This is a genomic window from Kribbella sp. NPDC104218, from assembly GCF_055584105.1.
Genome location: NZ_JBVJMQ010000001.1, coordinates 2,732,221 through 2,757,652 on the forward strand (window position 1 = coordinate 2,732,221; position 25,432 = coordinate 2,757,652).

Consider the following 25,432-nt stretch of genomic DNA (forward strand, 5'->3'; position numbering starts at 1 on the left):
AGTCCTCGAAACCATCACCGAGCGCGACCGGCGCGGGCGGGATTCGCTCAAATCGTTCGGGGGGGGGTGCCCCGTTTTGAGCCGTCACCCTACCCACGCCGCCGGTCGATCAGTGCCCGCCTTCGCCCTTTTCGGCGTCGTCGCGGGGGGTGGGGGAGAAATGGTCCTCGGTGAGGACCGGGATGTGGGTGGTGATGGGGGCGGCTTTGCCGAAGGTGATGACGACGTCGATCATCGTGCCGGGCTTGCCGCCGGTGACCGAGAACGGCGCGGGGGCGGCGGTGCTCGGGGTGGTGGTGGGGGTGGCCGTCGGCGTGGCGGTGGGGGTGCTGGTCGGGGTGGCCGTCGGGGTGGGCTCGATACCGCCGGTCTGCGGCAGGTTGATCGAGTCGCCGAGGGCCAGCGGGACCGGCTCGAACTTGCCGAAGGTGACGACGACCGGGGCCGGGGGCTGCTCGCCCTCGGCGACCGGGGCGACCGGCTTCGGCGGGGCCTGGGTGATGGAGACCAGGGTGTCGGCGGCGGCGCCGTTGTTCACCAGGACGCCGTGCAGCTCGCCCTTGCCGTCTTCGCTCGCGATGACCAGGAGGTTACGGACGGCGATCCCGGCGGAGTCGGCGTTGGTGCCCTCGGCCGGCTGGTAGGGCTGCGCGGTCTGGGCGTTGAAGTTCGCGCCGCAGGCCCCCAGGACGATACTGAGCGTGGCGGCGGCGGCCGTCAGCGCGGTACGCCGGACGGACCGCGAGGACAACGTGATCGGCACTGGAATCCCTCTCCTGCAAGCTGTTTCGGGGCCCTCGGGCGATGCTCGGGTCGAGGACCCGGCGCACGGCCTCCGGCGAAGCACAGCGTAGTGCCCGGCCGCCCCGGGCCCGACGCCGGGTGGCCCCGCAACGATGTCCTGAGCAACGGTGCCCGCGCGCACGAGGCATGAGCCGTAGCGTTTGTCAAGGCGGGAAATGGCCTCTGACCAGCGCAAACGCCTCAACCGGACCACCGACTGCGTGGTAGGATAGGACTCGGAAAGGGGCACGTGACATATGACTTTCACAGTCGGCGAGACGGTTGTTTACCCCAACCATGGTGCGGCCGTCATCGAGGACATCGAGACCCGTCAGATCAAAGGTGAGGACAAGACCTATCTGGTCTTGAGGATCGTCGCTCAGAACGACCTGGTCGTCCGGGTCCCCGCGTGCAACCTCGATCTCGTCGGCGTGCGTGACGTCGTGGATCAGGCCGGTCTGGAGCGCGTCTTCGACGTGCTGCGGGCGCCGCACACGGAGGAGCCGACCAACTGGTCGCGACGGTACAAGGCGAACCTGGAGAAGCTGCACTCCGGTGACGTGATGAAGGTGGCCGAGGTCGTCCGCGACCTGTGGCGCCGTGAGCGTGACCGCGGTCTCTCCGCCGGTGAGAAGCGGATGCTGGCGAAGGCTCGCCAGATCCTGGTCTCCGAGCTGGCCCTGGCCGAGCACACCAACGAGGACAAGGCGGAAGCCATCCTCGACGAGGTCCTCGCGTCCTGATTCTCAGGTCGAGTCAACACCCGTGATCCTGCTGTCCTGCGTGGTCTCCCGATGAGTACCGCGGCAATCATCCCGGCAGCGGGGCTCGGGTTACGGCTCGGAGGCGAGACCCCGAAGGCGTTTCGAGAGGTCGGTGGCGATTCGCTGCTGGTCCACGCGGTGCGTGGGCTGAAAGCAGCGTCCGCCGCCGACCTCGTCTGTTTGGTGGTCGCTGTCCCGCCGGGCTCCGAGGAGTCGGTGGTCGAGGAGCTCACGCCGTACGTCGGCGGCGTCCAGCTGCTCGTGGTCGCGGGCGGGGCCGAGCGGTCAGACTCCGTGGCGGCCGCGCTCGCCGTCGTCCCGGTCGAGGGGATCGACTGCGTGCTGGTCCACGATGCGGCCCGGGCCTTCGTGCCGGTCGATGCGATCGAGCGGGTGGTCGCGGCGGTGCGAGCCGGCGCCGCGGCCGTCGTACCGGCGTTGCCGGTGACCGACACGATCAAGCAGATCGGGCCCACCGGCGAGGTCATCGGGACTCCGGACCGGTCGACGCTGGTCGCCGTCCAGACTCCGCAGGGGTTCGATCCCGGCGTACTGCGGCGCGCGCACGCGGCTGGTGTGGTCGGGGCGACGGATGACGCGATGCTGTGCGAGCGGCTCGGCGTGACCGTCGTGACGGTCGAGGGCTCGACGGACGCGTTCAAGGTGACCCGTCCGCAGGATCTACTGCTGGCCGAGGCGTTGCTGGCAGAGAGGCGATCGGTGTGAGAGAGAGCAGCTTCCCCCGGGTGGGCAACGGTATCGACATCCACCCGCTGGAGGCGGGCCGACCGATGTGGCTGGCCGGTCTGCACTGGCCGCGCGAGACCGTCGGCGCGGCCGGGCACTCGGACGGCGACGCTGCCGCCCATGCGATCTGTACGGCGTTGCTGAGCGCGGCCAAGCTGGGCGACCTCGGAACGAACTTCGGCACCGACGAGCCCGAGATGGCCGGCGCCTCCGGTGTGACGCTGGTGGCGGAGGCGGCCAAGCGAGTCCGCAACGCGGGCTACGAGATCGGCAATGTGACCGTTCAGGTGGTCTGTAACCGGCCGCGGTTCGCGCTGCGGCGGCAGGAGGCCGAGAAGGTGCTCAGCGACGCCTGCGGCGCCGACGTCTCGGTCAGCGCCGCCACCAGCGACGGCCTCGGCTTCACCGGCCGCGACGAGGGCATCGTCGCGATGGCCACCGCCCTCATCTACGGCCCGGCCACCGGGTCGAACTTCGGCCCTACCTTCTGACCGGCTCCGCGGAGAAGCGCGCCGTCCGCGGGTCCACCTCGTCGCCGCGGACCGTCAGCGGGCTGTAGAGCTCGGGACGGCGGCCGCGCATCCAGCGCTGCCCGGTTGCCAAGGGCACCAAGCCCAGGTCGAGGTCACCGGTCACGACGGCCTCGGCCGGGACCGGCGTTTCCGCGACGATCCGCCCGTACGGGTCGAGGATCATCGCGTTCCCCGTCCGGATCTCGTCGTCGTCCGGGCCGACACCGTTGCTGAAGACCACGAAGATGCCGTTGTCGTGCGCCCGGGCCGGTAGCCACCGCAGTAGCCACTCCCGGCCGTTGCGTCCGTTGGCGGCCGCCTCCGGGTCCTGCTGCCAGAGCCCACGCGAGATCGGCTTCATCCCGTGCGGACTGCGGGAGTTCGTTCCGCCGGTCTGATGCGGCGCCAGCAGGACCGTGGCCCCGAGCAACGCCGTGATCCGCACGTTCTCCACCAGGTTGTTGTCCCAGCAGATCAGGACTCCGGCCCGGAATCCCCACGGGGTGTCGAACACGGTGTACGACGTCCCACTCGAGATCGCCGGATGCTCGAACGCGTGGATCTTGCGGTGCACGTGTACGGCTCCGGTCGGCAGACAGACGGCGTACGAGTTGAACAGCTGTCCGGCGGCCGCTTCCAGGAACCCGACCCCGATCCCGGCGTCCAACTCCTTGGCCAGAGCAAGCACCTGCCCGATCAGCCGCCCGTCCGCCGGCACAGCCAGCTCTGCCAGCCGCTCGGCGCTCTGCCGCCGCAGATGCCAGTAGCCCAGTAGGCACATCTCCGGGAACACCACCAGCCGCGCCCCCTCGGCCACGGCCGCCCGCGCCAGCCGCTCCACCGTCGCGAGATTCTCCGCAGGCTGATCCGGGATCGCCTGAAACTGAACAGTGGCCACGCGAAAAGACGTCATACCGCCATCGAAACCCGGGCCCACCCATGCCGTCCAATGGATGTTTATCGACTTTCTATAGTCTCTGGTTATGGATCTGCGACTGTTGCGGGCGTTTGCGGTGGTGGCTCGGGTGCGGACTTACGGGGGTGCGGCGGCGGAGTTGGCGATGAGCCAGCCGGCGTTGACGAAGCAGGTTCAGGTGTTGGAGCGGCGGGTTGGGGCGGTGTTGTTCGTGCGGGGGCGGCATGGGGCGCGGCTGACGGCGGCGGGGGAGGCGTTGCTGCCGGACGCGCTGGAGCTGCTGGAGCGGGCGGAGGCGTTCGAGCGGCGGGCTGCGCAGGTGTCTGCGGGGCTGGAGGGGTCGCTGGCAGTGGGGTTCGGGTTGTCGGGGATCGAGCTGGCACCGCGGGCGGTGGCGCTGTTCCGGAGCCGGTGGCCGCGGGTGTCGGTGTCGTTGGAGGACATGTCGTCGGAGGTGCAGTACGAGCGGCTGCGGTCCGGGGCGCTGCAGGTGGGGTTTGTGCGGCTGCCAGTGCCAGCGGGGCTGGAGCACATGCGACTGCGCAAAGACCGGCTGGCGCTGGCGTTGCCGGTCGGTCAGGCCGTACCGCGCGACCTGGCCGGCTGGCTGGACGGACGGCCGCTCGTCCGACTCGTACCGGAGCGCGGGCCCGGCCTGACCGCACAGATCAACGGCCTGTACGCCGAGCTCGGCTGTCGCCCTGAGGTGCTGCAAGAGGCCCGTGACGTACAGACCCTGCTGGCGTTGACCGCAGCTGGTGCTGGGCCCGCCGTGGTTCCGCAGTCGGCCGAACGGATCGCCCCGGGGGAGGTCCGCCTCGTACCGCTCCCGGGCCGCGCAGCGAGCTGGTGGATCGGCGCAGCCTGGTCAACTCGGGCACCGCTGACGGAACGCTTCCTGAAGGCTGCTGCCGAGGTAGCGCGGACCTAGCGCTTACGCGCCCGCCGCGGCAGCGCAGGAAGCTCGTAACCGCCCAGCCAGACCGAGAACAGCTCCCGTAACGCCTCTTGGTCCGCTGAGAACTGCGCGGCCTGTGCGACGAAGTCAGCCGTGGTGACCGAGCCGTGCCGGTACTTCTTCGTCCAGCTGCGCAGGAGGTCGAAGAACGCTTCGTCACCGAGGTGCAGCCGCAGCGCGTGCAGAGTGATCGCGCCGCGCTTGTAGAGCCGGTCGTCGAACATCAGCTCCGGCCCCGGGTCGGACAGCAGGAGGTCCTGCGGCAGACCACGCAGCCGGGTGTGCGCCTTCGACACCTGCTGGTCGGCACTCAGACCGCCGGACTCCTCGGACCACAGCCACTCGGCGTAGCAGGCGAAGCCCTCGTTCAGCCAGATGTCCTTCCAGGCTGACGGCGTCAGACTGTTGCCGAACCACTGGTGTGCCAGCTCGTGCGCGACCAGCCGCTCCGACGTCCGCTTCCCGTCGACGTGGTTGCTGCCGAAGACGGAGACGCCCTGGGCCTCGAGCGGGATCTCCAGGTCGTCGTCCGTGACCACGACCGTGTAGCCGCCGAACGGGTAGGAGCCGAAGAGGCGGCAGAACAGCTTCATCATGTCCTGCTGGCGGCCGAAGTCGTGTTTGAAGTCGCGCAGCTGACCCGACGGCAGCAGCGCCCGCGTGGTGACCGGTGCGGTGGCCAGGTCGATCGCGTCGTACCGGCCGATCTGCACGGTCGCCAGGTACGTCGCCATCGGTGCGGCCTGGTCGTAGACCCACGTCGTCCGGCTGGCCTTCACCCTGCGCGACACCAGCCGGCCGTTGGCCAGAGCGTGGTACGGCGAGTCCGTGGTGATGGTGATCCGGTAGTGGGCCTTGTCGCCGGGGTGGTCGTTGCAGGGGAACCACGTGGCCGCACCGCTCGGCTGACTGGCGACGATCACCCCCTCGGTGAGCTCGTCCCAGCCGAGGCCGCCCCAGGGGCTGTCCTCGGGTTTCGGGTTGCCGGCGTACTGGATGTCGACGACGAACTCGGCGCCGTCCATCAGCGCGCTCGCCGGGGTGATGTGCAGCTTTCCGGAGCGCTGTGTGAACCGCTGGACCCGCCGGCCGTTGATCGTCACCTTGGACACCCGCAGGCCTGACAGGTCCAGGGCGAACCGGGTGAGGGCCTGCTCGGCCACGGCGGTGATGCTGGCCTTACCGGTCAGCCGGTTGCTGTTGACGCGGTAGTCCAGATCCAGCTCGTACGACTCGACGTGATAGCCGCCGTTGCCGTGGTTGGGGGTGTACGGGTCGCCTGCGGACGACGCTCCGGCCTGTCCGGTGGAACGGAAGACCATCAGCCCTGCCAGGGAGCGATCGGGTTCCCGGCCCAGCGCGTGCCGTCAGGCACACCTTCACCGCGCATCACGAGAGACACCGGGCCGATAGTAGCCCCCGCACCTACTGACGCCGCAGGCAGGACGATGCCGTGCGGTCCGAGCGTTGCTCCGGGCCCGAAGGTGACAGTGCTCATGGAGAGAACTCGATCATGAAACAGATGCGTCTGCAGCACACAACCGCGATTCACCGTTGCTCCGTCGCCCAAAGTGATCAGATCGGCCTCCGGTAACCAGTACGTCTCGCACCAAACGCCCTTGCCGATCTTGGCCCCGAGGGAGCGCAGCCAGAGCGCCAGCACCGGCGTACCGGCCGCGGCGTTCGCGAACCAGGGGGCGGCGACCAGCTCGACGAAGCTGTCGACGACCTCGTTCCGCCAGACGAACGAGCTCCACAGTGGGTACTCGACGGCGCGCGTCCGGCCGACGATGACCCACTTGGCCACCGTCGCCATCCCACCTGCGACCGCACCGGCGGCGAGAATGACCGCACCGGAGAGCAGCAGCGCCCACCACGGGCCCAGCCAGATGTCGAGCGCCTGGAGCGCGAACAGGACGCCGAGCGCGATCAGCACCGTGCACATCATCGGGACGAACCGGCACAGCTCCACCAGCGCCCGGGCGACCTTCAGCTTGAACGGCGGGTTGAACGTCCGGCTCTGGTCGCCGGCGACGGCCTGGCGACGCAGCTTCACCGGCGGCGAGCCCAGCCACGACGTACCGGCCTTGGACTTCTTGGGCGCTGCGGACAGTACGGCGACCAGACCGTTCTTCGGGACCGAGCGGCCGGGCGCAGTCATCCCGGAGTTGCCCAGGAAGGCCCGCTTGCCGACCTTCGCGCCGGCCACGTGCAGCCAGCCGCCGCCCAGCTCGTACGACGCGATCATCGTGTCGTCGGCCAGGAACGCGCCTTCACCGACCGTGGTCATCTTCGGCAGCAGCAGGACGGTCGAGGCCTCGACGTCCCGGCCGATCTTGGCGCCGAGCGCCCGCAGCCACCACGGCGTCGCGAGACTGGCGTAGAGCGGGAACAGCAGCGTGCGGGCGGAGTCCAGCAGGCGTTCGGTCGCCCAGACCTGCCAGCCGATCCGGCTGCGCACCGGGTAGTGGCCGGGCTTGATGCCGATACCGAGCAGCCGGACGCCGATCAGCGTCAGCACGGCCAGCGTCACGAAACCGACCAGGGTCATCAAGGGAATGGCGATCAGCGCCTGTACGGCCGCCTCACCGAGTGTCTGGGTGCCGCGCAGCGCGTTGCCCAGCACGAGCAGCGCAGCGGCCGCGGCGGCCACCGGCAACAAGGACATCAGTGCCGACTGCGCGCCGTACGCCGCCACCCACCAAGGTGCCCGGGCCGGGCGCTCCTCGGGCCACGGGTGCCGTGCGCGGCCGATCCGAGCAGCTGGGGAGCCGGACCAGCGCTCGTTCGCCGGAACCTTCCCCGAGACCGCAGACCCGGCCATGATCTCGGCGCTGCGGCCGACCTCGGCACCGGGGAGCAGCGTGCTGCGCGAGCCGACCACTGCGTCCGGGCCGACGCTGACCGCGCCGACGTGCAGCTGGTCGCCGTCGATCCAGTAGCCGGCCAGGTCGACCTCAGGCTCGATCGAGGCGCCGCGGCCCATGGTCAGCATCCCGGTGACCGGTGGCAGCGTGTGCAGGTCGACGCCCTTGCCGATCTTGGCGCCCAGTGCGCGGGCGTAGTAGGCGATCCAGGGCGCGCCGGCCAGGTTGGCCGCGCCGGCGGCGTCCGCCAGGTTTTCGGCGGCCCAGAGCCGGACATGCACGTTGCCGCCGCGCGGGTACACGCCGGGCTTGAGACCGCGCAGCAGGATCCGCGCACCGACGACGGCGATCCCCATCCGGCCCGCTGGGGTGATCAGCAGCAGCCAGCCGGCGAGGATCCACCACCACGAGACGGTCCGGACCCAGGGCAGCGGACCGGCGAACTCGGCCAGCAGGTTGTTCAGCGTGAACAGATAGACCAGCCAGCGGACGCCGACCACCGTCTGCAGCACCAAGGTCAGCGCGGTCTGGAGCAGCTGTGTGCCCTTCGGCGTCGGCCGGATGTCGCGTAGCTCGACCGGCTCGGCCTGGACCGGGGTGGACTCGTCCAGCCGGTCAGCCAGCGCACCGAGCCGCGGGTACTCGTAGATGTCGGCGACGGTCACCTCGGGGTAGCGCTCGCGCAGCGCGGACACCAGCTGCGCAGCAGCCAGACTGCCGCCGCCGTGCAGGAAGAAGTCGTTGTCAGGCCCAGTGACCGTCGCACCGAGCACCTTGGTCCACCGGTCGGCCAGCCAGCCCGCAGTCCCCTCCAGCTCGGCCGCAGGGCCGTCGCTCTCCATGCCGGGCAGCGGCCACGGCAGGGCGTTGCGGTCGACCTTGCCGGACGTGCGGGTCGGCAGAGTGTCGACGATCGCCAGCAACGGGACCAGCGCGGCCGGCAAGGCCTCCCGCAGCCGTTCGGTCGCCCCGGCCTTGTCGAAGGACTCCGGCTCCTCCGGTACGACGTACCCGACCAGCAACTGGTTACCCGCGGCACTCGACCGGACTGCGGCAGCAGCGCCGGAGACGCCGGGCAGCGCCTGCAGTGCGGCGTCCACTTCACCGAGCTCGATCCGGCGACCGCCGAGTTTGATCTGCTCGTCGGCGCGGCCTTGGAACAGCAGGCCTGCCGCCTCGTTCTTCACCAGGTCACCGCTGCGGTATGCGCGTTCCCAACCCAGGCTGGGCATCGGGGCGAACTTCTCCGCGTCCTTGACCGGATCGAGATAGCGGGCCAGGCCGACGCCACCGATGATCAGCTCGCCGATCCCACCCTCGGCAACTTCGTTGCCCTCGGCATCCACCACCGCCAGGTCCCAGCCGTCCAGCGGCAGGCCGATCCGGACCGGGCCCTCCCCGGTCAGCTGGGCTCCGCAGGCGACGACCGTCGCTTCGGTCGGGCCGTACGTGTTCCAGACCTCGCGACCGTCGACGGCGAGCCGCTCGGCCAGCTCGGGCGGGCAGGCCTCACCGCCGAAGATCAGCAGCCGGACCTGGTCGAGCGCATCGGCCGGCCAGAGCGCGGCGAGGGTCGGAACGGTCGAGACGATGGTGATGCCCTGCGCGACCAGCCAGGGGCCGAGGTCCATCCCGCTGCGGACCAGCGACCGCGGTGCGGGCACCAGACAGGCGCCGTGCCGCCAGGCCAGCCACATCTCTTCACAGGACGCGTCGAACGCGACCGACAGCCCAGCCAGCACCCGGTCGTCCGGGCCGATCGGCTCCTGCTGCAGGAACAGCCGGGCTTCGGCGTCCACGAAGGCAGCAGCGGACCGGTGCGACACCGCGACGCCCTTGGGGACGCCGGTCGAGCCGGAGGTGAAGATGATCCACGCGTCGTTGCTCGGCTCCGGCCCGTCCTGGCTGCGCACGGGCGCCGCCGTACCGGGATCGTCCATCCGAGCGGAGTACGGATAGTCGGAGTAGCCGTCCGCGTTGTCGTTGGCTGCGGCCGGTGCGGGCTCCGCACGCAGGACGGTGAGCTCCAGCTCGTCGCCTACCGTCGCAGCGACGTCCGCTTCGCCGAAAACCAGCTCTGCGCGCTCATCCGGGTCGTCGGCGTCCACCGGCACGTACGCCGCACCAGCCTCTAGCGTGCCGAGGATGGCGACGTACAGGTCGTTGTGCCCGGACGAGATCCGGACGCCGACGCGGTCGCCGGGGCCGATCCCCGCAGCGGTCAACCGGCCGGCGAACTTGGCCACCTGGTCGAGCAGCTCGCGGTAGCTCAGGCTGACGCTACCGTCGTCCAGCGCCGGCTCATCGGCGTACTTGGCGGCCGTGTCCTGCAGTACGTCCACCAGTGTCCGCGCCGCCGGCGCCAGGTCCCCGCGTCGCAACGTCACGGGCGGATCTTACGCCGCGAGGTTAACGCTCCAGAAACGCTGAACGACCAGTGGACTGCGGCTACTTCACCAGCTCGGCCGGTGCGGCGAACGTGTTGCAGGCCTTGTTGGAGCCGATGTTGAAGCCGTTCTGGATCCAGAAGCCCTGGCTGGTCGCCAAACCGTGGGTGCGCTCCTCTTCGGGCGTCTTGGGCGACTCACCGAAGCTGTTGCTGGACTGTTCCTTGAACTCGTCCATCCGTCCGGTCAGCGGGTACGACTTCTCAACGGCCTTGCTGAACACGCCGGCGTAACAGGACGCCTGCAGCTCGTTGCGGCGCGAGGAGTCCAGCTTCCGCTCGGGGTGCTCTTGCAGGTAGGCCATCCGGGCGTAGAACGTCCGGCTGATGCCCTGCACGTGGTGTCCGTACTCGTGCGCGATCGTCATCAGGTACGCGAGGTCCTGCTGCGGGCCGAAGGCCTTGTTCATCTGCTGTACGTCCGTGTACATCACGTTGTTGCCGTAGCAGTAGAACGCGAGCACGCGGCCGGACAGCGGCGCGAAACTGCCACACGGAGTGACGACGGGCTTGTCGAAGACCACGAGGCCCGGGTCGGGCTTCTCCTCGCCGATCTCCTTGAAGATCGGCCGCCACGCCTCGTTCATGCAGGCGAACAGCTTCTGGTAGTAGACCTTCTGCGCGGCCAGGCTGCCGTCGCCGAGCTTCTCGGCCTTGCAGTCCTGCTCCGGCAGCGGTCCGGTCCGGTAGATCTTCGCGTTCAGCAGGAAGTCCTCGGCGCTGCCCTGCTGCGGGTTCGTCGAGGGGGTCGGCACGATCGACGGACCGGTCACGCCCGGGTTGGCCGTCGAGTCGCCGCCGCGGCCGAGCAGGGCGCCGATGACCGCCAGCGACACGCCGACGAAGACCAGCATCACGAAGCCGAACACCAGCAGCTTGACCGTGTTGCTCCGGCGCGGCGGCGGCTGGAAGCCGTTGAACTGACCGCCGGGCGGCCCGTAGTACGGCTGCGCCCACTGGCCCTGCGGCTGCTGGAACTGCCCCTGCTGCTGGTACTGGCCCGGCGGCGGGAACTGGCCCTGCGGAGGCCCGCCGTACTGGCCCTGCGGCTGCCACTGGGAGGCCTGCGGCGGCGGGAGCACACCGGGTGGGGGACCGAGCCGCTGGTCCTGGGGACCGCCGTACGGGCTGCTCACCGGTCTTGTCCTCCTGTGACTGGGCTGTGGCTGACGATTTGCCTGGACGAACCGGCACGAGACTACTCTCAACCCATGTCACTGAAGCGCCGCCTCCTCCCGGCTGCCCTGCTGAGTTGCCTGACCGTGCCGATCGTTGCCTTCAGCACGTTGCCCGCGCACGCCGCGGACGACCGGATCTCGGCGTACTCCGCCCAGGCCACGCTGTCCAAGGACGGGAAGCTGACGGTCAAGGAGACCGTCGACCTGACCGCCGGCGGTTCGACGTTCAGCCGCACGCTGGCCACCCGGGTCCGCGCCGACTCCGAGCGGGACCGGACGTACGACGTCAGCGATGTCAGTGCGACCGTCAACGGGCAGCCCGCGCAGGGGCTGAGCAACGAGAGCACGGACGACGGCCGCCGGATCACGGTGAACGTCTCCGGTAAGGCCACCGTCGTCTACAGCTACACCGTGGACAACGTGGTCGCCGAGTCCACCGAGGGCCGCGAGGTGAGCTGGCCGATCGTCCAGGGCTTCGCGACCGGCGTGCCGCGGGCGCTGGTGTCGGTCAACGTGCCGTTCGCGACCTGGGTGACCTGCTTCGCCGGGCGCCCCGGATCGGGGATGCCGTGCACCTCGTCGCAGCTGGCCGAGTCGGCCGAGCTGGAGATCCAGCAGAACGGCGTACCGGCTGGTGGCCGGCTGACGTTCCTGACCGGGCTGAGCTCCGAGGCGACGGTTCAGGCCAATGCGACGTACAAGACGCGCTGGTCGCTCGGGAACGCGTTCACTGTCGACGCCAGCACGGTTGGGCTCGCAGTACTCGTCCTCGGCCTCGGTCTGCTCGGTGCGGCCGGGCTGTGGTTCCTGCGCGGCCGGGACGCGGGCAAGGTCGGTGAGGGCGCGCCGGAGCGTCCGGTGCTGGAGGGCGCCGACGGTCCGCAGTTCGCCGCGCCGGACGGGATCCGTCCCGGCCAGGTGGGCACAGTGGTCGACGAGACGGCTGACGTCGTCGACATCACTGCCACGCTGCTCGACCTGGCGGTTCGCAACTACCTGACCATCGTGGAGCTACCGCGGCAGTCGCAGTTCGGCCGGCTGGACTGGGAGCTGCACCGCCAGCACCAGGGCGGTCCGGAGCTGCTGTCGTACGAGAAGGCCTTGCTGGACGCGGTGTTCGCCGACGGTGACACGGTCGTCGTCTCCGAGCTGGGCGCCGCGCTGCGGCCGCGGCTCGGGCTGGTCCGTGAGCAGCTGTACGCCGACGTCGTCACGCAGGGCTGGTTCGCCAGCCGTCCGGACGCCGTGCGGAACCGCTGGACTACTGCGGGTCTGGTGCTGGCCGGTGCGGGCGTCGTACTGACGATCGTGCTGGCCATCGTGAGCAAGTTCGGTCTGGTCGGCTTCGCGCTGATGCTGGCCGGTCTGGCGCTCGCGCTGGTCGGCCAGGTCGCACCGGCGCGTACTGCGCGCGGTGCGGCGGTTCTGGGCCGGGTGGCCGGGCTGCAGCGCTACCTGACCGACGAGACCTCGTCCAGCCTCCCGCAGACGCACCGGCTCGAGTTCGCCTCCCGCTGCCTGCCGTACGCCGCCGTCCTCGGTCTGACCGAGAAGTGGGCGGCCGAGATCGCAGCGACCGATGACGACGACGACCCGGACGCCGGCATCGGCTGGTACTCCGGCCCGGCCGACTGGCACCTGTCCGACATCGGTGAGTCGCTCAGCAACTTCGTGACGTCGTTCGGCGGTTCGCTGGCGAGTGCGCGCCGGCTGTTCTGACCTGCTGAGTACGCCGAAGCCCGGGTCCCCCTCCGTGGGGTGGCCCGGGCTTCGTCGTGTTCAGACTCAGGCGACGCGGTCGCCGCCCGCCTTGAAGGTGTTGCAGCTGCCGGGGCGCTTCGTGTTGAAGCCGGCGATGTTCCACTGGTAGTTGCTCTTCGCGTTCCCGTGGTCGCGCGTGCGGGGGCGCGCGTACTCGTCACCGGTGTGCGAGATCAGGAACCGGTAGCTGGTCAGCAGCGGGCCGGTGATCGGCAGGAACGCGGAGTTGATGCCCAGGTACGCCGCACCGAGGCAGCTCGCCTGCAGCTCACGGCGGCGGCTCTCGGTCAGCTTGTCGGCCGGGGACATCGTCTGCGCGCGCTCGATGGACGCCGTCAGCACACCGGTCCGCTTCTGGATGTGGTGGCCGTACTCGTGCGCGAACGTGCTCAGCCTCAGCGCCCGGGCGTAGACCGGGTCCGACCGGTGGGCGCGCGCGTCGGGGGCGTACGGCATGTAGATGGTCTCGTTGACGCCGCAGTACGCCGCCCGGACGCCGCCCTGCCGTCCGCACGCGGTGTTGATCCGGCCGTTGTACACGGCAACCTTCGGCGCGCGGTACTTGACCTTGATCTTCTTCATCGCGACGCCCCAGGTGATGTTCATACACCCGAGCAGCTGGTTGTAGTAGCTCTGCGCGAGCTGGTACGACGTCGGCGCGAACGGGGGCTCCACGCACTTCGACGGGCCCAGCAGACCGACGCCGTACAGGTTGCTGTTCAGGACGATCGCGTCCTGCTTGGCCGTGGTCGGCGTGGGCTTGGGCGACGGCTGCTCGACCGGCGTGGTCGGTGCGGACGGCGTCGTCGGGCTGGGCGTCTCGCTCGGCGCGACCGAAGGCGAGTTGCCCGCCTGCGGCTCGTCGTCGCCGCCCAGACTGCCGACCAGCAGCGTGATGCCGGTGCCGACGATCAGCACTGCCAGCACGACCAGCCCGATCAACAACACCCGCGGCGTCTTGCGCGGCTTCTTCCGGCGTCCGCCACCCGGCGGCTGCGGAATCGGGATCGGCGGGTACTGCCAGGTGGGCGCCTGCTGCACAGGCTGTCCCATCGGCCCGAGCTGGCCCTTGTTCTCCGTCGGCCCCGGCTCACTAGGAGCCCACAAGTACGACCCCTGCGAGCTGGGCCCACCCTGCGGCGGGCGGCTGTGCGCGCCGGCCGACGGCTGGCTGGAGCCCGGCCCACGCGGAGGCACGCCACCACCCTGAACCGGACGAGACGGCGCCTGCGGCGCACCACCGCCCGGATACGTCGGCCGAAGCCCGCCTCCGTGTGCCGGAGGCTGTGCGCCCGGGTAGGTCGGCCGAGGGCCACCGCCGGTCGCCTGCGGGGCGTTGCCGCTTGTCTGCGATGGTCCAGGCGTACCGCCCGCCGGTCCGCCCTGAGGCGAGCGGGACGGCGCCTGCGGGGTGTTACCGCCTCGTGTGGGGCCTTGGGCGGGACGCGGCGGTTGGGGGGCGGAGTAGGGCGGGCCGGGAGGGGGTGTGGCGCCGGGGCGGTCCGGCTGGGCGTCTTCGGGGCGGGTGGTCCAGCCTTCGCCGAACCAGTTGTTGGGGGTGCGTGGGGTATCGGAGGCGGTCGGGTCCTGGAACTCCCGTTTCGCCTCGCTTCCGGTCCACCACCGGGGCGACTTCCCCTCCCGGCGCTCCGGCGGGCCGGCGGGCTCGCCGTCCGCCGGCTCGTTCCCCCGTGGTGGGTTCCCGCTGTCCGACATCGAAACTCCTCACGACCTTGCTGTGGGTAGCCGTCAACTGCTGCTTCCGGCGCTTCTCGGGGTGCCGAGGCCGCGCACGGTCGATCGGTCCCCCCAGAACACCGCCGTACGCCCCCGGGTCATACTCTGCGTGATCCTGGCGCACTGCGCCAGCCACCGCGGCCGGTCGTGCGTCACTGCACTCTCGGCGGCGACACCGCGAAGGTGTTGCACACGCTCGGGTTCCGGCTGTTCCAGCCGCGCAGTGCCCAGTACTTGTGGTTCACGCCGTCGCCGTGGTCGTTGTTGTGGTCGGTCCAGGCGCCGATCAGGAAGTTCCACTGGAACTTCGACTGCCCGGTGATCGGGTAGCTGCTCCGGTTCGCCCCGATGAAGATGTCACCGAAACAGGAGGCCTGCAGCTCCAGCCGCCGGCTCCACTCCAGCTCCTTGGCCCGGCTCGACGACTCGTACTGCAGCTGGTGGGTGGCGCCCATGATGCCGGTCACGTTCTGCACGTGGTGCCCGTATTCGTGCGCCAGCTGGTGCAGCATCCACATCCGCGCCCAGACCTTGTCGTAGTCGTTCGGCAGCGCATAGTTGCGGGTGTCCTCGGTGAGGTTCATGTAGATGGTGTCGTTGCTCGAGCAGTAGAACGGCGGCCCGGTGTCCGACCAGGCGCCGCACGGCGACTGGACCGTCCCGGTGAAGGTCATCAGCCGCGGCGGGCGGAACTTCACACCGGACCGCTGCACCAGCGCCGGCCAGGAGCGGTTCAGGCAGTTGATCAGGTTCCGGTAGTTCACCTTGGCCCCGGCAGCGGTGGCCGGTCGCGCCTTCGATTCCCGGCAGCCGACCGACCGCATCGTCCCGGCTGACTTGTAGAGCCGGTTCCGCGCCACCCGGTCCAGGTTGGACACCTGAGGTTTCTTCGGCTTCGCCTTGGTCGTGCGGGGCGCTGTCGGTCGGGTGAGCGTCGGCTGCGGCTTGGTCGTCGTCGGTGTGCTCACCGGCGTCGGCGGCCCGGCCGTCGGCGCGGTGGTGGACGGCGAGGTCGTCGGGCTGTACGTGTACGTCGGACTCGGGTCACTCGAGTACGACGAGCCCTTGTCCTTCAGCGCGGCCGACAGGCCGAACATGCCGGCGGCAGCGACCGCGATCACACCGAGCACGATCAGCACCGCAGCCTTGCCGCCGTTGCCCTTCTTCCGTGGCGGCCGCGGCCCCCAGCCGAACTGCGGCTGACCCGGCGGCGGCGCGAAATAGGCCGGCGGACCGCCCTGGTACGGCGGCTGTCCAGGCGGGAACTGGCCCTGCGGCGGCGGGAAATGGGCGGGCTGCTGCGGGTACTGCCCTGGTGGGGGCTGCTGCGGGTACTGGCCCGGCGGCGGGCCCCACTGGTTGCCTGACACGCGCCTGACGGTAGCGGAGCGCTGGCTCAACCTGCGCCCTCCCGCACGGTATGGTGCCTCGGTCAACTGACCCTCTCTTTACGGTGTGATTGGGCGATGCGTCTACGTCTGCTCGGGACTTCCCTGTGTGCTCTCGGTTTTGCCGCTCTCACCGGCGTACCGGCGGGCGCGACCGCTACCCATGCCTCGGCCGACCCGGTCGTGACCAGCTACAACGCCTCGGTCCGGGTCGAGGAGGACGGCCTGCTGCGCGTCGCCGAGACCTGGAAGCTGAGTGACGTGACCGGGACGTTCTCCCGGTTCCTGCTCACCCGGCGGCACCTGCCCGACGACGTCGACCACGTCCAGGAGCTCGGCGACGTCCAGGCGAAGGTCGGCGGCGCCGCCAAGAACGTGGAGCTGAAGGAGGACGGCGACGTCACGTCGATGGCGGTCGGCGACCTCCAGGGCAGCACCCAGCTGGACATCAGCTACACGGTCAAGGGCGCGGTGGCCAAGACGCTGAACGGCACCGAGGTGCAGTTCGCTCCGCTCACCGGGATCAACCTGACCATCCAGCAGGTGCATGTCGAGTACAGCACCCCGCAGGTCAGCCACGTCTCCTGTTTCGCCGGTGCGGTCGACAGCAACACCCCCTGCACGCTGGCGCAGATCGCCGAGACGGCCGGGCCGACGTTCGAGCAGACCGGTCTGCCGCCCGGCAACACGGTGCGGATGACGGTCGGCTTCCCCGCGGACAAGATCGCGGCCAACTCGATCATCGAGTACCGCAAGACGTTCAAGCGCTCCTTCTCCACCGACACCGCGCAGCTGTCGGTCGCAGTGGCGGTGCTGGTGCTCGGTGCGATCGCGCTGCTGCTCCTGTACCGCGTCCGCGGCCGTGACCAGATCGACCCGCGCCGCGTCGTGCCGGCGTCCCTGTTCAGCCTCGGTCCGGACGCTTCGATCGCCTTCTCCCCGCCGTCGGACCTGCGTCCCGGCGAGGTCGGCACGCTGATCGACGAGCGGATCGACCCGGTCGACGTGACGGCGTCCATCATCGACCTGGCCGTCCGCGGTCACCTGACGATCATCGAGCTCGAGCACCGCAGCGAGTACGCCCGTCCGGACTGGGAGCTGCGCCGCGTGGCGAACGCTCCCGCCGAGCAGCTGCAGCGGTACGAGAACGTGCTGATCCGCGCCATCTTCGGGGACTCCGACTCCGTGCTGGTCTCCGAGCTGGGCCGTCAGGTCCGGGCCAACCTCGACCAGGTGCAGGACGCCCTGTACGACGGTGTGGTCAAGCGCGGCTGGTTCAACGAGCGCCCGGACCGTACGCGCTCGCTGTGGGCCACCATCGGCATCGGGACGACCGTGGCCGGCGTCGTGCTGACTGTCCTGTTCGCACTGCTCACCAGCTGGGGTCTGCTCGGTCTGGCGATCACCGCGATCGGTGTCGGCCTGCTGGTCATCGGCCGCTACATGCCGGCCAAGGCGCCGGCAGCGGGCCGCGTGCTCGGTCAGATCGCCGCGGTCCGCGGTGAGCTGCAGGAGATGGACATCAGCGAGCTGCCGACCGACCAGCACGCCGTGCTGTGCGCGCGGGCCCTGCCGTACGCCGTCGTCCTCGGCGGCTCCGAGCGGTGGATCGACGCGCTGGTCGCGACCGACGACGACGCCGACGAGGACGAAGGCTTCTCCTGGTACCGCGGTCCGTCCGGCTGGCACCTGCAGCACCTGCCGGACTCGCTCCGCAACCTCACCACCAACCTGACTGGCGCTCTGTTCGCCCGCTGACGCCCTACTACCAGTTGGCCTGGGGGCCGTGCGGTGGCAGCGCGGTCCCAGCCGGGTGGATGACGTAGACGAGGCCGCCGGAGTGCGGTACCCAGGCGTTCTCGAAGGCTGCGCGGTCGTACGTCGTCCGCACCTCGTCGTTACTCGGGATGAGGTGCGACGCCGGGTCGTTCACGACCACATCGCCGTTCGGCGCGAAGCCGACGATTACCATCAGGTGGCCGTTCGTTCCGTAGCCTGCTCCGGGCAGATCGCCCTTCTTGAACGACAGCGAGGCCACCAGCGGGATACCGGCCTTGATGAACTGCTCAGCCTCGGTCAGTGACCGCAGCCGGGTGACGAAGCTGTCCAGACCGCGCGTACCGGCGTACGCCGTGTTGAACGGCCAGTTCCCGGCGCCGTCGTACGCGTAGTCGAAGACCTGCCGCGCGGCGTGGTCCACCTGTGGGTCGGCGTCCTCAGGGTCGACCCAGGCGGTTTCTGCCGGTGTCGGGCCCGCACCGTAGTAGTCGAGCACCATCGCGGTGGACGTCGCTGAGCACCACGCCTCCCCGCCGCCGTCCCACTGTGGGTAGTGGCCGAGGTGCGTCTCCTGTGAGTACGTCGGAACGTCCAGAGTGATCCCCTGCGCCCCGCCAAGCGGGCTCACGGCAACTTTCGACTCGGACGGCAGTCGGGACGCCATTGCGCCGACCGAACGGACCTGCGGCGCCTGAGTCGTGCCAGCGAGCCGGTAGAGCGTCACCTTCAGCTGCCAGCGGTCGATCCAGCGGTTCTTGGCCGCTACGAACGTGTCCACCGCGACTGAGCCGTTGGCGTCGCCCTGGCGCGGCACCGACGTCCGGTGCATCGTCTCGTCGCCGGCGGCCCAGCGGCCGAGCACGTACCACTTGGTGGCCGTGCCCTGGTCGGTCCGGCCAGCCATCGACACTTCGACCCACGTCCCGGGAGGCGTGTCAGCGTTCCAGGAGGCGATCAGCTCGGTCGCGCCGAAGCCGGTGCTCATCGGCGCCGACGTCCAGCTGGCCTGGTCGTAGCTGCGGGCGGTGCCGTCCCCGAACGGGTCGACGTACGCCGTGGTCCCGGCGGACTGGCCGAAGCGCAGCGTGCCGTCGGCGACTGTGGTGCCGGAGTGGGCTCCGGAGAGGAAGTCGGCGTCCGACGTCCACGTGTGAAAGGCGATCTGTCGCGGTGGGGCTACCTTGACGGCCGCGCTCGGCAGGACTGCGGAGCTCAGCACAACCACACCGGCGATCAGGGCGGCAGCGGTACGAGGGGCGGTCATCTTTCGACGGTAGGCCCGGAGCGCGCGGCTGTCGCGGTGAACGCGTGCCGCGCGCTCTGATTCGCTTGTCAGAAACTTACGAGCGTTTGTCCCACTCCTCGGCGAGCAGCGCGAAGACCAGCTCGTCGGTCCACTCGCCCTTGAGGAACTCGTTCCGGACGAAGTGCGCCTCCTTGCGCATGCCGATCCGCTCCAGCAGCTTCACCGAGCCGGTGTTGCGGCCGTCCAGCCGGGCGATCATCCGGTGGAACCCGAGGTGCTCGAACCCGAGCCGGAGCAGCTCGACCGCGGCCTCGGCGGCGTACCCGCGGCCACCCGACTCCGGGTGGAAGACGTAGCCGATCTCGCCGGTGTGGTGCTCGGTGCTGTTCAGGAACAGCGTGACCTCGCCCAGGTGGACGCCGGTCTCGCGCAGGATCACCGCGAGCGTCAGGGCCTGGCCGTCGGCGTCCAGCGGTACGTCGGCCAGCCGGGAGGCGATCGACTCCCGGACCTGCTCCGGCGTCTTCGCGTCGTACAGCAGGAAACGCGTCACGTCCGGGTTGGACTGCAGCTTCAGCAGGTCGTCGTAGTCGGAATCAAGGTAGCGGCGGATGGTCAGGCGGTCAGTCTCGATCGGCAGGGAATAGGTCACCGACCGAGACTAAGCGCCCATCAGGTTCATCGAACCAGTCGCGGACTGGCCGTGAAGGTGTTGCACTGACCGACGTTGCGCGAGTTGTAGCCGCGGTTCGACCAGTAGGGCTGGATCGCCTTGCTGCCGTGGTCGCGCTTGGTGTCGTACTCGTCACCGGAGTTCGCGTGGCTCCAGACGATCTGCTTGCGGACGGCGCTGGAGACCATCGTGGTGCGGTTCGCGCCGAGGAAGACCTGGCCGAAACAGGTGGCCTGGATCTCCATCCGCCGGTTGATCTCGAGCGCGTGGTCGCCCGTCCGCCGGTACTTGATGTTGTACATCGCGTCCAGGATGCCGGTGACCTCTTGCAGGTGGTGGGCGTACTCGTGCGTCGTCGTGTTCATGCTGGCCGCCCGCACCCAGGCGGTCGCGACCGGGTCCCGCGGGTACTTCTGCCACCAGTCGACCCGGGACTTCGCGTCCATGTAGATCGTCCGGTTGCTACCGCAGTAGAACGACCGCTGCACCATCGAGCCGCACGGGCTGTAGCCGGTTCCCCAGTAGGTGCTGGTGGACACCGGCTTCCATTCGAAGCCGGCCGCGCGGACCTGGGCGGGCCAGGCCCGGTTGAGGCATTTCACGATATCGGCGAAGTACGTCCGCGCGCCGGGCAGCGTGGACGGCCGGGACTTCGGCTCCCGGCAGTTCACCGAGCGCTGGACGCCGGTCGTGTAGAACTTGTTGCGCGCGGTCAGATCGGTGTCGGACGGCGGCGGTGGCGTGGTCTTCGTCGGGCTCGGCCGGTTGACGGTCGGGCGGGTCGGCTTCGGCACTGTCGGGCCGGTGGACGCCGAGGAGCCCGGACCCCAGGTCGGCGCCGGGGTGTTCGTCGTCGGCGTGTAGGCCGGCGTCGGGTTGGCGTAGTTGTCGCGCTGCTGCTTCTGCAGCATCGCGAACAGGTACAGCGACACCACACCGGCGACCAGGAGCACGATCGGCACGATGATGAACGGCGCCTTGCTGCGCTTGCGCTTCGGTGGGAAGCCGTTTCCGCCGAAGCCGAACCCCGGCCCGGGCGGCGGTCCCATCGGCGGGCCCATGGGCGGCCCCTGCGGCGGCGGGCCCCAGTACTGCTGCGGGGGCGGGCCCTGCGGCGGCATCCCCGGCGGCGGACCGTACCCAGGAGGTGGTCCAGGCGGCGGGCCGTACTGCGGCGGCGGACCGCCGTACTGCTGCGGTGGCTGGCCAGGCGGTGGGCCGTACTGGTTCGACAAGGGTCCTCCTGAGGGGGCTCTGCACCATATCTTGTCAAGGACCGGTGCCACTTCCCGTTACCCTTGACCGGTGACACTTCGCTTGTACGACACCGCGACAGCTTCAGTGAGGGATTTCGCGCCGGTCCGCCCGGGCCAGGTCGGGATCTACCACTGTGGGCTGACGGTGCAGGGTGCCCCGCATGTCGGGCACATCTACAAGGAGGTCGTCTTCGACGTGCTGCGGCGCTGGTTCGAGCGCTCCGGCTACCAGGTCACCGTGATCGCGAACGTGACCGACATCGACGACAAGATCCTGGCGAAGTCGGCCGAGCGCGGCGTCCCGTGGTGGGCGCACGCGTACGAGTTCGAGCGGGAGCTGCACTGGGCGTACGAGGTGCTCGGCTGCCGCCCGCCGACGTACGAGCCGCGTGCGACCGGGCACATCCCCGAGATGATCGAGATGATCGGCGAGCTGATCGAGCGCGGCCACGCGTACGCCGCTCCGGACGGCTCAGGCGACGTCTACTTCGACGTCCGGTCCTGGCCGGCGTACGGCGCCCTGTCGCACCAGAAGATCGCCGACATGGAGCCCGCCGAGGACGCCGACCCGCGCGGTAAGCGCGACCCCCGCGACTTCGCGCTCTGGAAGGGCTACACCGAGGGCACTCCGCGGACGGCGTCCTGGCCGACGCCGTGGGGTCGCGGCCGCCCGGGCTGGCATCTGGAGTGCTCGGCGATGGCCGGCAAGTACCTCGGCGACGAGTTCGACATCCACGGCGGTGGGCTCGACCTGCGCTTCCCGCACCACGAGAACGAGCTGGCCCAGTCGACCGCGGTCGGGCAGAAGTTCGCCCGCACGTGGATGCACAGCGCCCTCGTCACCACGGCCGGCGAGAAGATGTCGAAGTCGATGGGCAACGGCGCCGCCGTCCGCAATGTCGTGCAGCGGGTGCGGCCGATCGAGTTGCGCTACTACCTCGTCCAGTCGCACTACCGCTCGGTGGTCGAGTTCTCCTTCGAGGCGCTCGAGGAGGCCGCGAAGAGCTTCCAGCGCGTCGACGGGTTCGTCACCCGCGCGACCGAGGTGACCGGCGGGGTCGAGGCCGCGGCCGAGCTGCCGTCCGACTTCGTCGCCGCGCTCGACGACGACCTGGGGACGCCGGCCGCGGTCGCCGTCCTGCACAACACCGTCCGCGACGGCAACAAGTTGGTCGCCGACGGCGACTCGGCCGCGCTGCGCGAGAGCCTGGCCGCCGTCCGCGGGATGCTCGACGTCCTCGGGCTCGATCCGCTGGCCGAGCCGTGGGCCTCCCGGGCCGCGGCCGGTGACGAGCTCGCCGGTGTGGTCGACGGGCTGGTGAAGGCGTTGCTCGAGCAGCGCGCCGCCGCCCGGGAGCGGAAGGACTACGCCGCGTCGGACGCGATCCGTGATCAGTTGAAGTCCCTCGGCGTCGTCGTCGAGGACACCCCGCAAGGCCCGCGCTGGACGATTGCGGCGGCCTCGAACACCGAAGGACAGTGAAGTAGTGCCAGGCAGCAGTCGGCGCAAGGGCGCCATTCGTAAGAAGACGGGTAACCCGACCGCCGGTTCCGGCGGCCGGATCCGCCGTGGGCTCGAGGGCAAGGGCCCGACCCCGAAGGCCGTCGACCGGACCAAACACCCGGCCCACAAGCGGGCCAAGGCGAAGGCCCGCGCCGAAGAGCGGTCCGGCGCCCGGCGTCCGGCCCGCAAGGACGCCGACGCCACCGTCGAGTGGGTCTACGGCCGCAACCCGGTCGTCGAGGCGCTCCGGGCCGGCGTCCCGGCCGCCGCGCTGCACGTTGCCGAAGGCACCGAACGCGACGCCCGGCTGCGTGAGGCGCTGCTGATCGCCACCGAGCACGGCATCTCGATCCTCGAGGTCCCGCGCCAGGAGCTCGACCGCGTCACCGCCGGCGGCGCCCACCAGGGCCTGGCGATCCAGATCCCGCCGTACGAGTACGCCCACCCCGACGACCTGCTGGACCGCGCCTACAACGCGCACCAGGTCCCGCTGATCGTCGCCCTGGACGGCGTCACCGACCCGCGCAACCTCGGCGCCATCACCCGCTCCGCGGCCGCCTTCGGCGCGCACGGCGTCGTCGTCCCCGAGCGCCGCGCCGCCCAGGTCTCGGCGTCCGCCTGGAAAACCTCCGCCGGCGCCGCGGCCCGCATCCCGGTCGCCCGCGCCACCAACCTCAACCGCGTCCTCAAGTCCTACAAGGACGCCGGCCTCCTCGTCGTCGGCCTCGACATGGGCGGCGCCGTCGAACTCCCCGCCCTCGAGTCCGCCACCGAACCCCTCGTCCTCGTCGTCGGCTCCGAAGGCAAAGGCCTCGCCCGCCTCGTCCGCGAGAACTGCGACCTCATCGTCTCCATCCCCATGACGTCCGCCACCGAATCCCTCAACGCCGGCATCGCCACCGGCGTAGCCCTCTACGAAATCTCCCGCCGCCGCGCTTGACGCGCAGCAAACCGCGCCCCGAACCGGTCCGGTTCGGGGCGCGATTCTTTGTCCGGCGAGGCGTCTGTCAGTAGACGTTGACGCCGTAGCGGGAGAGGACTTCGGGGACGGGGTTGTAGTAGGTGGTGCCGCCGGTGGTGCAGTTGCCGGAGCCGCCGGAGGTTAGGCCGAGGGCGATGGTGTTGGCGAAGAGGGCGCCGCCGGAGTCTCCGCCTTGGGCGCAGACGTTGGTGCGGATGAGGCCGGTGACGGTGCCTTCGGCGTAGTTGACGGTGGCGTTGACGCCGGTGACGGAGCCGGAGCGGAGGCCGGTGGTGGAGCCTGAGCGGCGGACGGCTTGGCCGACGGTGGCGTTACCGGCGGAGGTGATGTCCTGGGTGGAGCCGTTGTAGAGGTTCACGACGCCGGGGTGGTTGGTGTAGGAGGCGGCGTACTTGACGATCGCGTAGTCGTTCCCGGGGAAGCTGGAGCCGGTGACGGTTCCGAGCAGCGTGGTCTTGGCGGAGTTCGCGTACCAGGTGGAGGCGATGTTGCCGCAGTGGCCGGCGGTCAGGAAGTAGTAGGCGCCGGCGTTGTCGCGGACGTTGAAGCCGAGCGAGCAGCGGTACTGCCCGCCGTAGATGGCGTCGCCGCCGGCGATGTACTTCGTCAGCTTGCCGGGAATCTTCTCGAGCGTGATCCGGCCGGCGTACCGGTCGGTGACGCGGGTCAGCGCGGTCAGCTTGGACGCCGTCACGGTGTCGTCGTACGACACGATGATCCGGCCGTCGGGGTTGGTCTGCCAGGCCGTGCCGGGGATGCGGGCGTCGGTGTTCAGCGCCGAGGTGATGTCGGCGGCGGACGGGACGACGGGGGCGGCGGATGCCGATCCGGTCAAGAGACCGGCGGCGACGAGCCCGGCGGTGGCCAGGATCGCGGTGGTGCGGCGGATGTGGTTCACGGTTTCAGCCTCCTCACGATGAGGACGCGCTCGGGGCGGGTGCGTCCTTGACTTCAACCAGGAGCACTCCTACCCGCAAACACCGCAGAGTATTCAACTGAACCCGGAGCGTGACCGATTTTCGGCCACGCCCCGGGCGAAACTCAGTAGACCGCGACGCCGTACGCCTGCAGGGCCTCGACGACCGGCTGGAAGTACGTGACGCCGCCCGGCGTCTTGCAGTCGCCCGTCCCACCGGACGTCAGCCCGTACGCGACCCGCCCGCTGAACAGCGGACCGCCGGAGTCGCCCTGCTCGGCGCAGACGCTGGTCCGGATCAGGCCGCTGATCGGGCCGTCGCCGTAGTTGACCGTCGCGTTCAGCCCGCGGACCCGGCCGCTGCGCAGCCCGGTGGTCGCGCCGGCCCGGTAGACGTACGTCCCGAACGCCGGAGTGGTCGCGCGGGTGATGTCCTGCGACTTCCCGTTGTAGAGGTAGACGCCGCCGCCGGGCTGCTTGATCCCGACCGGGTAGTTGATCAGTGCGTAGTCGTTCCCCGGGTAGCTGGAGTGCTGCCGCGTCCCGAGCTTGGACCGCTTGTTGACGTCGGCGTACCAGGTCGAGGCCTCGTTACCGCAGTGGCCGGCGGTCAGGAACGAGTAGCGGCCCTTGCGGACGACGTTGAACCCCATCGAGCACTTGTACTCACCGCCGAAGATCGACTCCCCGCCGGAGCGGTACTTCTGCAGCTTGCCGGGCAGCTTCTCCAGCTTCACGCCGTCCCCGAGACGGCGCGTCACCGAGGTGAGCTCGCTGAGCTTGGAGCCCGTGACGGTGGAGTCGTAGGAGACCAGCACCGTCCCGTCGGGCTCGGTCTGCCAGGCGGTGCCCGGCGTGTTGACGGTCTTGGTCAGTTTGGCGGTGATCGCCTCCGCGGAAAGCCGCGGCGGCTTGACCGGGTCGGCCTGCGCGGCCGGCAGGACGGCGACAGTGAGTGCGGCCGTGGCGGCGAGCGCCGCACTCCGGCGGATGGTCGAAGATCTCATGCGGATCAACCT

Annotated in this window: 20 protein-coding genes; 8 read left to right on the forward strand and 12 right to left on the reverse strand. The window is 70.0% G+C overall.

The genetic code is table 11. The annotated features are described in order from the left end of the window. Nucleotides 1–109 precede the first annotated feature (109 nt). A complete protein-coding gene (locus ACZ6ZD_RS13000) occupies nt 110–763 on the reverse strand; it encodes a hypothetical protein (protein WP_465671402.1) in 654 nt (217 codons plus the stop codon). A 277-nt stretch (nt 764–1,040) separates the two neighbouring features. On the opposite strand from ACZ6ZD_RS13000, the gene ACZ6ZD_RS13005 reads away from it, so the two are divergent. Genes ACZ6ZD_RS13005 through ispF form a run of 3 tightly spaced genes read left to right on the forward strand, consistent with a single transcriptional unit; the run spans nt 1,041 to nt 2,785 of the window. After that, entirely contained in the window at nt 1,041–1,526 is a 486-nt protein-coding gene (locus tag ACZ6ZD_RS13005; protein ID WP_012918679.1) for a CarD family transcriptional regulator, read from the forward strand. 51 nt (nt 1,527–1,577) lie between these two features. Beyond that, the gene (gene ispD, locus ACZ6ZD_RS13010; RefSeq protein ID WP_465671404.1) at nt 1,578–2,273 is read left to right on the forward strand and encodes a 2-C-methyl-D-erythritol 4-phosphate cytidylyltransferase; all 696 of its coding nucleotides are present in this window, start codon (nt 1,578–1,580) and stop codon (nt 2,271–2,273) included. After that, entirely contained in the window at nt 2,270–2,785 is a 516-nt protein-coding gene (gene ispF / locus ACZ6ZD_RS13015) for a 2-C-methyl-D-erythritol 2,4-cyclodiphosphate synthase (protein ID WP_465671406.1), read from the forward strand. The genes ispD and ispF overlap by 4 nt, the downstream gene beginning before the upstream one ends. Here the strand turns inward: ispF and ACZ6ZD_RS13020 are convergent. After that, nucleotides 2,775–3,719, reverse strand: coding sequence for a nitrilase family protein (locus tag ACZ6ZD_RS13020; RefSeq protein ID WP_465671408.1), 945 nt, complete (start codon nt 3,717–3,719; stop codon nt 2,775–2,777). The two genes, ispF and ACZ6ZD_RS13020, sit on opposite strands and share 11 nt — an antisense overlap. A 70-nt stretch (nt 3,720–3,789) precedes the next feature. On the opposite strand from ACZ6ZD_RS13020, the gene ACZ6ZD_RS13025 reads away from it, so the two are divergent. Then, nucleotides 3,790–4,653, forward strand: coding sequence for a LysR family transcriptional regulator (locus ACZ6ZD_RS13025; protein ID WP_465671410.1), 864 nt, complete (start codon nt 3,790–3,792; stop codon nt 4,651–4,653). Here ACZ6ZD_RS13025 and ACZ6ZD_RS13030 read toward each other — a convergent pair. From ACZ6ZD_RS13030 to ACZ6ZD_RS13040, 3 genes are all read right to left on the reverse strand, one after another. After that, complete coding sequence (locus ACZ6ZD_RS13030) at nt 4,650–6,002, reverse strand: M1 family metallopeptidase (RefSeq protein ID WP_465671412.1); 1,353 nt, start codon at nt 6,000–6,002, stop codon at nt 4,650–4,652. The two genes, ACZ6ZD_RS13025 and ACZ6ZD_RS13030, sit on opposite strands and share 4 nt — an antisense overlap. Beyond that, complete coding sequence (locus tag ACZ6ZD_RS13035; protein ID WP_465671414.1) at nt 6,002–9,934, reverse strand: Pls/PosA family non-ribosomal peptide synthetase; 3,933 nt, start codon at nt 9,932–9,934, stop codon at nt 6,002–6,004. Before ACZ6ZD_RS13035 ends, ACZ6ZD_RS13030 begins: the two co-directional genes overlap by 1 nt. Nucleotides 9,935–9,995: 61 nt before the next feature. Then, nucleotides 9,996–11,129: a neutral zinc metallopeptidase gene (locus ACZ6ZD_RS13040; RefSeq protein ID WP_465671416.1), complete on the reverse strand. Its 1,134-nt coding sequence runs from the start codon at nt 11,127–11,129 to the stop codon at nt 9,996–9,998. 75 nt (nt 11,130–11,204) lie between these two features. Here ACZ6ZD_RS13040 and ACZ6ZD_RS13045 point away from each other — a divergent pair, with 75 nt between their 5' ends. After that, nucleotides 11,205–12,890: a DUF2207 domain-containing protein gene (locus ACZ6ZD_RS13045; protein WP_465671418.1), complete on the forward strand. Its 1,686-nt coding sequence runs from the start codon at nt 11,205–11,207 to the stop codon at nt 12,888–12,890. A 66-nt stretch (nt 12,891–12,956) separates the two neighbouring features. Here the strand turns inward: ACZ6ZD_RS13045 and ACZ6ZD_RS13050 are convergent, their stop codons facing one another. Continuing rightward, nucleotides 12,957–13,985 (reverse strand): neutral zinc metallopeptidase, encoded by a 1,029-nt coding sequence (locus ACZ6ZD_RS13050; protein WP_465671420.1) that lies wholly within the window; start codon nt 13,983–13,985, stop codon nt 12,957–12,959. Between the two features lie 836 nt (nt 13,986–14,821). Further along, nucleotides 14,822–16,039: a neutral zinc metallopeptidase gene (locus tag ACZ6ZD_RS13055; protein WP_465671422.1), complete on the reverse strand. Its 1,218-nt coding sequence runs from the start codon at nt 16,037–16,039 to the stop codon at nt 14,822–14,824. Nucleotides 16,040–16,135: 96 nt separating this feature from the next. On the opposite strand from ACZ6ZD_RS13055, the gene ACZ6ZD_RS13060 reads away from it, so the two are divergent. Beyond that, the gene (locus tag ACZ6ZD_RS13060) at nt 16,136–17,815 is read left to right on the forward strand and encodes a DUF2207 domain-containing protein (protein WP_465671424.1); all 1,680 of its coding nucleotides are present in this window, start codon (nt 16,136–16,138) and stop codon (nt 17,813–17,815) included. Nucleotides 17,816–17,822: 7 nt separating this feature from the next. On the opposite strand, the gene ACZ6ZD_RS13065 is transcribed toward ACZ6ZD_RS13060, so the two are convergent. From ACZ6ZD_RS13065 to ACZ6ZD_RS13075, 3 genes are all read right to left on the reverse strand, one after another. Continuing rightward, the gene (locus tag ACZ6ZD_RS13065) at nt 17,823–19,100 is read right to left on the reverse strand and encodes a peptidase C39 family protein (protein ID WP_465671426.1); all 1,278 of its coding nucleotides are present in this window, start codon (nt 19,098–19,100) and stop codon (nt 17,823–17,825) included. A 76-nt stretch (nt 19,101–19,176) separates the two neighbouring features. Next, nucleotides 19,177–19,734, reverse strand: coding sequence for a GNAT family N-acetyltransferase (locus ACZ6ZD_RS13070; RefSeq protein WP_465671428.1), 558 nt, complete (start codon nt 19,732–19,734; stop codon nt 19,177–19,179). A 26-nt stretch (nt 19,735–19,760) separates the two neighbouring features. Next, a complete protein-coding gene (locus ACZ6ZD_RS13075; RefSeq protein WP_465671430.1) occupies nt 19,761–20,990 on the reverse strand; it encodes a neutral zinc metallopeptidase in 1,230 nt (409 codons plus the stop codon). A 70-nt stretch (nt 20,991–21,060) separates the two neighbouring features. Here ACZ6ZD_RS13075 and cysS point away from each other — a divergent pair, with 70 nt between their 5' ends. Continuing rightward, nucleotides 21,061–22,494 (forward strand): cysteine--tRNA ligase, encoded by a 1,434-nt coding sequence (gene cysS / locus ACZ6ZD_RS13080; protein WP_465671432.1) that lies wholly within the window; start codon nt 21,061–21,063, stop codon nt 22,492–22,494. Nucleotides 22,495–22,498: 4 nt separating this feature from the next. Continuing rightward, nucleotides 22,499–23,455 carry a 23S rRNA (guanosine(2251)-2'-O)-methyltransferase RlmB gene (gene rlmB / locus ACZ6ZD_RS13085; protein WP_465671434.1) on the forward strand — a complete coding sequence of 319 codons (957 nt, stop codon included), beginning with the start codon at nt 22,499–22,501 and terminating at the stop codon, nt 23,453–23,455. A 67-nt stretch (nt 23,456–23,522) separates the two neighbouring features. Here rlmB and ACZ6ZD_RS13090 read toward each other — a convergent pair whose 3' ends face one another. Further along, complete coding sequence (locus tag ACZ6ZD_RS13090) at nt 23,523–24,395, reverse strand: S1 family peptidase (protein WP_465671436.1); 873 nt, start codon at nt 24,393–24,395, stop codon at nt 23,523–23,525. A 143-nt stretch (nt 24,396–24,538) separates the two neighbouring features. Further along, a complete protein-coding gene (locus tag ACZ6ZD_RS13095; RefSeq protein WP_465671438.1) occupies nt 24,539–25,420 on the reverse strand; it encodes a S1 family peptidase in 882 nt (293 codons plus the stop codon). Nucleotides 25,421–25,432 lie beyond the last annotated feature (12 nt).